The organism is Lacticaseibacillus pantheris DSM 15945 = JCM 12539 = NBRC 106106 (genome assembly GCF_001591865.1).
GTDB classification, from domain to species: Bacteria; Bacillota; Bacilli; order Lactobacillales; family Lactobacillaceae; genus Lacticaseibacillus; species Lacticaseibacillus pantheris.
The window spans coordinates 1-8,431 of record NZ_BCVS01000101.1 but is presented as its reverse complement, the minus strand read 5'-3'; the positions used below and the strand labels follow the sequence as shown (position 1 = coordinate 8,431).

The window sequence follows — 8,431 nt, the reverse complement described above, 5'->3', positions numbered from 1 at the left end:
GTGGTTACCATGGAGCACCCCACGTAAGCCGCAGTCCCAAAGGTCACCCGCGCGTTCACACCCGTCCTAGCATACTAATTGTGCGTTTTGGTTGCGTCGACCAGTATTATCGGGTATACTATCATGCGTGTGCAAAACACAAGCTTACATTGGAGCCGGATTGCAGGATCGGTGCGCGCGAGCGTCTTCCTGTGAGTTGATGGCTTCAAGAAGTCAAACCACATTATGGAGGATTTATCATGTCAGTATTAAGCATGAAGCAGTTGCTTGAAGCTGGTGTCCACTTTGGTCACCAGACCCGTCGTTGGAACCCTAAGATGAAGCCATTCATCTTTACGGAACGTAACGGTATCTACATCATCGACCTGCAGAAGACGGTCAAGATGATTGATGACGCCTACAACTTCGTTAAGGATGTTGCCGCAGACAACGGTGTTTTCTTGTTTGTTGGTACTAAGAAGCAGGCTCAGGATTCCATCGCTGAAGAAGCAGCTCGTGCCGGCCAGTTCTTCGTTAACCACCGTTGGCTTGGTGGTACTTTGACCAACTGGACTACGATTCAGACCCGTATCCGTCGTCTGAAGAGCATCAAGAAGATGGCTGAGGATGGTACTTTCGACCGTCTGCCAAAGAAGGAAGTTGCCCTGTTGAAGAAGCAGCAGGCTAAGCTTGAGAAGTTCCTTGGCGGTATCGAAGACATGCCTCGCATCCCAGACGTAATGTTCATCGTTGACCCACGCAAGGAAAAGATTGCGGTTGCCGAAGCCCACAAGCTGAACATCCCAATCGTTGCCATGGTTGACACGAACACTGACCCAGATGACATCGACGTTATCATCCCGTCTAACGATGATGCAATCCGTGCCGTTCGCCTGATTACTTCCACGATGGCTGATGCCATTATCGAAGGTAAGCAGGGTGAAGAACAGGGCGCTGACGATGCATCCGCAGACGCAGCCACTGAAGCCGAAGCAACTGACACTGCCGAAGCTCAGGACTAATATTTAACCATTGTAATTAAATAAGCTGTCTGGGCCTGGTGCTCCGGGCAGCTTTTTTCAAATTAAGGAGGATTGCCAGCTATGGCTAAGATTACTGCAGCACAAGTGAAGGAATTGCGTGACAAGACTCAGGCCGGTATGATGGACGCCAAGAAGGCGTTGGTTGAGGCCGATGGTGACATGGACAAGGCCGTTGACGTTTTACGTGAACGTGGTCTGGTTAAGGCTGCTAAGAAGAGTGGCAACACCGCCGCTGAAGGTTTGGCTGCCGTTGCCGTTAAGGGCAACACGGCCGCAATTATCGAAGTTAACTCTGAAACTGACTACGTTGCTTCCAACGAAAAGTTTACTGACTACGTAAAGGAAGTTGCTCAGGTGATTGCTGACAACGAACCTGCCGACATGGATGCTGCTTTGAACCTGAAGATGGCTAGTGGTGACACCATTGACATGGCTGCTAAGTCATTGACGGCCGTGATTGGTGAAAACATCAAGCTTCGTCGTTTCAACATCATCAAGAAGGGTGACGACGAAGAGTTCGGTTCATACTTGCACAACGGTGCCCAGATTGCTGTTGTTGTAACTTTGAAGGGTGCTGATGCAGATACTGCGCGCGACGTTGCGATGCACGTAGCTGCCATTAACCCTAAGTACCTGACTCGCGATGACGTTCCTGCTGACGAATTGCAGCACGAAACTGACGTCTTCACTGAAGAGACCAAGAACGAAGGCAAGCCAGAAAAGATCGTTCCACGGATCGTTGAGGGTCGTGTCAACAAGTGGTTGTCCGAAATCTCATTGGTTGACCAGGAATTCGTGAAGGATTCCGATCAGACCGTGGGCAAGTTTGTTGCCTCCAAGGGTGGTACTGTCGAAGCCTTTACCCGCTACGAAGTTGGTGAAGGTATCGAAAAGAAGGCCAATGACTTCGCCGAAGAAGTTATGGGTCAGATCAAGGACTAGCAATAGTCGGCAAGGCCGCGGCATCTGCTGCGGCTTTTTGTGTGGCGTTTGCCCGCGAGCAGGCCAAGGCCGACGCCAACTTTGCACGGATAGATGAACCGGCAAAAGCCGGTTTTGGGAGTGGGAATCACTAGGACGGACCGCCGCGACTATGGTAAACTAGTGGGTAGCAAACATAGAGGAGTAATATTCATGGTTAAGTACAAGCGTATTGTGTTGAAAATTAGTGGTGAGGCCTTGGCCGGGGATGCTGGCTTCGGTATTCAGCCACCAGTCATTGGCAAAATTGCCAAGGAAATCAAAGCGGTTCACGATTTAGGCGTTCAGGTAGCCATCGTTTGTGGTGGTGGTAACATGTGGCGCGGTGAAGCTGGTGCCGCGATGGGCATTGAGCGGGCACAGGCTGATTACATCGGCATGCTCGGCACGGTCATGAACGGCCTGGCTTTGCAAGATGCACTTGAACAGATTGACGTACCAACACGCGTACAAACCTCCATTGAAATGCGGCAGATTGCTGAACCTTACATTCGCCGGAAGGCCGTGCGTCATCTGGAAAAGGGCCGCGTAGTGATTTTCTCTGCTGGTACCGGTAACCCGTACTTCAGCACGGATACTACCGCGGCTTTGCGGGCGGCAGAGATTAATGCTGACGTTATCCTGATGGGGAAGAACGGTGTGGACGGTGTCTACTCCGCTGACCCGGCCAAGGACGACAGCGCCGTTAAGTTCGACCACCTCACGCACATGGACATTATTGCGAAGGGGTTGAACGTGATGGACACGACGGCCAGCTCGCTATCCATGGATAATGACATCCCGTTGGTTGTGTTTAATATGAATGAACCAGGTAACATTGAGCGCGTGGTCAAAGGCGAAGATGTCGGGACCACGATTGAAGGAGGAGAAGAATAATGGCTAACGCAGCGATTAATGATGCCAAGGACCGGATGGATAAATCCCTGAAGGCTTTGGAACGCGACTTGGGCTCAATTCGGGCCGGCCGCGCGAATGCTAGCCTGTTGACTGGCATCAATGTGGACTATTACGGGGCGCCAACACCGCTGAACCAGATGTCCGCCATCACGATTCCTGAACCCCGGGTACTGCAGGTGAGCCCGTACGATGAGTCCAGTTTGAAGGACATCGAGACGGCCCTGCTGAAGTCCGATTTGGGGATTAACCCACAAAACGATGGTTCCGTGATTCGGTTAGTGATTCCGCAATTAACGACGGAAACCCGTCAGGAACTGGCCAAAGAGGTCGGCAAGCATGCTGAACAGGGCAAAGTTGCCATTCGTAACGTGCGTCGTGAGGCCATGGACCACCTGAAGAAGCAGGAAAAAGACGGTGAAATTAGTGAAGATGAACTCCGCCGTTTTGAAAAGGACGTTCAGAAGGTGACGGATGACGCCACTAAGGCTGCCGACGACATGGCTGCCGCTAAGGAAAAGGAAATCACCGAGGGTTAATTGCCGCCGACTTGACGGGCAATGCGAACGTGAATTAGCCGGTGGTTATCGTGGATTTCGCGTCAGGAATAACCATCTAGATGACCCTAAAGTGCCATTGGTGCCTTTAGGGTCATCGTGTTTTTAGTAATGATTGTGACGCGGCGCGGTTTAAGGTTGGTGTTCGCCGGCGACTTTGCTAGAATTAAACCTGAAAAATAAATTGGAGGCGTTCTTTTGTTTAAAGCCAAAGACGCGGCGGTGACCGCACTGGATCCGGACCGGATCCCGCGGCATGTCGCCATTATTATGGATGGTAACGGGCGCTGGGCACAAAAGCGGCACTTGCCACGCATAGCCGGTCACAAGCAGGGTATGGAAAACGTGCGGACCATTACGCGCGCCGCGAGTGATTTGGGCGTAAAGGTGCTGACGCTGTATGCTTTTTCAACCGAAAACTGGGGCCGTCCGCAAAAAGAGGTGTCTTACCTCATGAGTCTGCCGGTCACTTTTTTCAATAAATTTGTTCCTGAGCTGATTGAGCAAAACGTCCGTGTCATGGTGATGGGAAACGTCGATCAGCTGCCTGAATCCACCAGGACGGCCACGCTCAACGCGGTTAAAGATACGGCGGATAATACCGGCATGGTGCTCAACTTTGCGTTGAACTATGGTGGTCGGGACGAGTTGGTGCAAGCAACGCGCGCCATTGCTACTGCTGCTGCAGCGGGTGAACTAGACCCATCCGCTATTGACATGGACACCATCAGTGGGCAGCTCATGACGGCTCCATTAGGTGAGCTGGCGGATCCCGACTTGCTGATTCGTACCAGTGGTGAGGAACGGATTTCCAACTTCCTCCTTTGGCAGCTGGCGTATTCCGAAATGGTCTTCACTGACCAGTTGTGGCCGGACTTTGCCCCCGCTGACCTTGAATCAGCCATTCGGGATTTTCAGAGCCGCAACCGGCGATTTGGTAAAGTTAAGTAGAAGAAGGAGCTTTTCATACAATGAAGCAACGTGTAATTACGGCGGTTGTCGCTCTAATCATTTTTATTCCCATCCTGATTGTTGGTGGCCCGTGGGTAGACCTTGCTGCCGCCGTTCTGGCGCTGGTAGGTATTAGCGAAATATTCATCATGCGCAAGAAGATCATTGTTTCGGTGGAGGCCCTGGTGGCCGCTCTCGGCACACTGGCAGTAGTGTTACCCGACCAGTACCTCAAGTGGATTCTCCAAACGGGGTTAAGTCGGATTGATTTACTGGGGATTTTCATGATGGTGCTGCTGCTCCTAACGGTTACCAGCAAGAATAAAACCAACTTCGATAACGTGAGCGTTACGATGCTGGGCATTCTCTACGTGGGGACTGGTTTCCACTACTTTGATATGGCCCGTAACCAGGGGAGTTTAGCCCTGCTGATGTTTGGGATGTTGATTGTGTGGTTGACCGATTCCGGTGCGTACATCTTTGGTCGGGCATTTGGTAAGCACAAGTTGTGGCCAGCAATCAGCCCGAACAAAACCTGGGAGGGTTCAATCGGTGGCGTGGTTATCGCGATGATCTTCGCCGCTATTTACGGCCAGTTCTTCGATTTTGGCTACAGCCTGCCAGTATTGATTCTCATTGCGCTGTTCCTATCCATCTGGGGTCAGTTGGGCGACCTAGTCGAGTCGGCGCTCAAGCGTTATTATGGCGTCAAGGATTCGGGCAAAATTTTGCCGGGGCACGGCGGTATTCTCGATCGTTTTGACAGTATGCTGTTTGTCCTACCAATGCTACACTGGCTCGGCTTCGTTTAACGTAGAGCTGGTGTCGGCCATTCCCGAGGAGGGGTTTCATGCTGGCGACAATTATTTGGTTCATTATTATTTTCGGTACCATCGTAATCGTGCACGAGTTCGGCCACTTCTTCTTTGCGAAGCGCTCCGGCGTGTTAGTGCGTGAATTTTCTGTGGGGATGGGGCCGAAACTACTAAGCACCCACCATAATCACACCACGTACACCCTACGTTTGCTACCGCTCGGTGGTTACGTCCGTATGGCTGGATGGCAGGATGAAGAGGCTGACATCAAACCGGGCACGCAGGTCACGGTTACTATCGGTGACGACGGCCAGGTGGTTCGTATCAATACTAGCGACCGGCTGACGCTAACGGGGGGAATTCCGCTGGTGGTGGACAAAGTTGACCTGGTGAACGCGCTGACCATTTCCGGTTACGTTAACGGGGATGAAGAGGACGCGCGGACATTCACGGTTGCGCACGACGCCACGATTATTGAAGAGGACGGGGTTGAAGTCCAAATTGCACCCGAGGACGTACAGTTCCAGAGTGCACCGCTTTGGCAACGGATCCTCATCAACTTTGCCGGCCCCCTGAACAACTTTCTGTTAGCGGTTGTCACTTTCTTTGTGCTTGCATTGGCCTTTGGGGGGACGCCGTCGAATAGCAACGTCATTGGCGGTGTTGAAAGCAACTCGGGCGCGGCCGTTGCGGGTCTGAAGTCGAACGATAAAATTGTGCGGATTGGTCAGCACGAAGTAGCCAGTTTTAGCGATATCGCGACGGCCATTAAGGGCGACAAGGACCAGACCGTCGCCGTGACCGTTCGCCGCGGGGATACGACCAATCGGTTGCGGGTACACGTTAAGAAGGGTGTGCTCGGTGTATATAGTTCGCGGGACACTGGGGTAGTGAACGCCGTTAAGTACGGATTTACCCAGCCGTGGGCCATTACCCAGCAGATTTTCAAGGCGTTACGATCACTAGTTTTTGGCGGCTTTTCACTGAATAAACTAGCTGGTCCGGTCGGCATCTACACCATGACGAGTCAGGTATCGCACGAGGGCATCTACACAATCCTCTACTTTATGGCGTCGCTCTCCATCAACCTAGGTATCATGAACCTACTACCGATTCCAATGCTGGACGGGGGTAAGATTCTGTTTAACCTAATTGAACTTGTCCGGGGCAAAGCCGTGAAGCGCGAGCATGAGGCCATGGTCACCTTAGTGTTTGCCGGTCTACTGATTGCGCTGATGGTGGCCGTTACCATCAACGATATATTACGAATTTTTTAGTTACCATAGGCGGGCGCAACTTTGCGTCCCTACATAGATTTTGAGGAGGAACCACTTAATGAAACAGAGTCGGATGTTTATTCCTACTACCAAAGAAGTCCCGGCCAACGCCGAGGCCAAGTCACACCAGTTGATGCTCCGTGCGGGGTATATCAACCAGGTGGCTGCCGGGGTGTACGCCTACCTGCCGTTGGCACAACGCGTTCTGGACAAAATTGAGGCCATCATTGACCACGAAATGGAGCGGATTGAGGCGGTCAAGATGACCCAGCCGCACCTGCTACCATCCGAACTGTGGGAGGAATCGGGCCGTTTGTCAACTTACGGGCCTAACCTCTACCAACTATCTGACCGGCATGAACGGGGGATGATTCTTGGACCAACCCACGAAGAAACCTTTACCGCCATGGTCCGGAACCAGCTGACCAGTTACAAGCGGATGCCACTGGTACTCTACCAAATTCAGACTAAGTTTCGCGATGAAGACCGCCCACGTTACGGCTTGTTGCGTGGCCGTGAGTTTGTGATGCAGGATGCCTACTCGTTCACGAGTAACGAGCAGGACCTGGACACCGTTTACCACGACATGGAACGGGCGTACATCAACGTCTTCAATGCTTTGGGCTTAAACTACCGCGTTATCATCGGTGATGGTGGTGCGATGGGTGGTCAGGATTCCAAGGAATTTTCCGCCATTGCCCCAATTGGTGAGGACACGATTGTGTACTCGGACGGCTCCACTTACGCTGCTAACCTTGAAATGGCCACGTCCATGACGGTACCAACTGTTAGTCATGAGGAACAGAGCGAGCTGGGTCTGGTTGATACCGGCGACGCTAAGACGGTCGACGAGGTTGCGGCAAAGCTGGGCGTAAACGCTGACCAGATTATCAAGGCCGTGTTGTTCATTGCTGACGAAGAACCCGTTTTGGCCATTGTGCGGGGCAACTATGAAATCAACGACGTTAAGCTCAAGAACCTGTTGGGGGCCGACTTCCTGGAGATGGCGACAGCTGAACAGGTCGAACAGTACATGCACGCCGAACCTGGTAACGTCGGACCCCTGAACGTCGATGAGACGGTGCGGGTCATTCAGGATCAAAGTGTGAGCGAGATGGTCAACGCCTTTGCTGGTGCTAACCAGCCGGGCCAGCACTACCAGAACGTTAATCCCGGGCGTGACTTTGAAGCCACACAGGTCGCCGACATTCGCTTTGTGACTGCTGGTGAAATGTCGCCAGATGGCCAGGGAGTACTGCAGTTTACCCGCGGTATTGAGATTGGTCACATCTTCAAGCTGGGTACGCGTTACAGCGAGTCGATGGGTGCCAACTTCCTGGACGAGAACGGTCGTAATAAACCAATCATCATGGGTTCGTACGGTATTGGGGTTTCCCGCCTATTGTCCGCCATCGTGGAGCAGCATTCCGACGACCAGGGCATTGTGTGGCCGCAAAACATTGCGCCATTCGATGTACACGTGCTGCCAATGAACGTGAAGCAGGCGGCTCAGGTGCAGTTGGCCGAGGACGTGACCAAGCAACTCGAGGACGCAGGCTACAGTGTGCTGATGGATGACCGCAAGGAGCGTCCGGGCGTTAAGTTTGCGGATGCGGACCTGATTGGCTTGCCGGTGCGGGTGACCGTGGGTAAGAAAGCTGATGACGGAATCGTCGAAGTGAAGCTGCGTGCGCACGGGGACGCCATTGAGGTGAAACAAGAAGAGCTCGTGAACTCGATTGCCATCTTGCTGAAGGGTGAAGACGAAAGTAACGACTAGAGTGTACAAATAAGCTAGCGGGGTACCGGTCACAGCATCGGTGCTCCGCTATTTGTTTGGGTGGTGGTTCTCGCCAGTGGGGGTGCTGTGGGGGACTGCGACTTGGTGGACCGCTGCGGTGGCTGGTCGTACTGGTGTGGTGGTTCCGGTTGAA

The 8,431-nt window shown here is 52.7% G+C and carries 8 protein-coding genes; all 8 read left to right on the top strand.

Features of this window, described 5'->3' with window-relative positions; translation table 11 throughout:
• Positions 1–239: 239 nt before the first annotated feature.
• Positions 240–1,001, top strand: coding sequence for a 30S ribosomal protein S2 (gene rpsB / locus LPA02S_RS09495; protein WP_056956412.1), 762 nt, complete (start codon positions 240–242; stop codon positions 999–1,001).
• An 81-nt stretch (positions 1,002–1,082) separates the two neighbouring features.
• Complete coding sequence (tsf, locus tag LPA02S_RS09490) at positions 1,083–1,964, top strand: translation elongation factor Ts (protein WP_054649794.1); 882 nt, start codon at positions 1,083–1,085, stop codon at positions 1,962–1,964.
• Between the two features lie 192 nt (positions 1,965–2,156).
• Complete coding sequence (gene pyrH, locus LPA02S_RS09485) at positions 2,157–2,879, top strand: UMP kinase (RefSeq protein ID WP_056956411.1); 723 nt, start codon at positions 2,157–2,159, stop codon at positions 2,877–2,879.
• Complete coding sequence (gene frr / locus LPA02S_RS09480; RefSeq protein ID WP_054649796.1) at positions 2,879–3,436, top strand: ribosome recycling factor; 558 nt, start codon at positions 2,879–2,881, stop codon at positions 3,434–3,436. The genes pyrH and frr overlap by 1 nt, the downstream gene beginning before the upstream one ends.
• 288 nt (positions 3,437–3,724) lie before the next feature.
• Positions 3,725–4,405 carry an undecaprenyl pyrophosphate synthase gene (uppS, locus tag LPA02S_RS09475; RefSeq protein WP_156471015.1) on the top strand — a complete coding sequence of 227 codons (681 nt, stop codon included), beginning with the start codon at positions 3,725–3,727 and terminating at the stop codon, positions 4,403–4,405.
• A 20-nt stretch (positions 4,406–4,425) separates the two neighbouring features.
• A complete protein-coding gene (locus LPA02S_RS09470) occupies positions 4,426–5,217 on the top strand; it encodes a phosphatidate cytidylyltransferase (protein WP_056956409.1) in 792 nt (263 codons plus the stop codon).
• 41 nt (positions 5,218–5,258) lie between these two features.
• Positions 5,259–6,497, top strand: a complete 1,239-nt coding sequence (rseP, locus tag LPA02S_RS09465) for an RIP metalloprotease RseP (RefSeq protein WP_174520300.1) — start codon at positions 5,259–5,261, stop codon at positions 6,495–6,497.
• Positions 6,498–6,555: 58 nt separating this feature from the next.
• Positions 6,556–8,277: a proline--tRNA ligase gene (locus LPA02S_RS09460; RefSeq protein ID WP_054649798.1), complete on the top strand. Its 1,722-nt coding sequence runs from the start codon at positions 6,556–6,558 to the stop codon at positions 8,275–8,277.
• Positions 8,278–8,431: the final 154 nt, after the last annotated feature.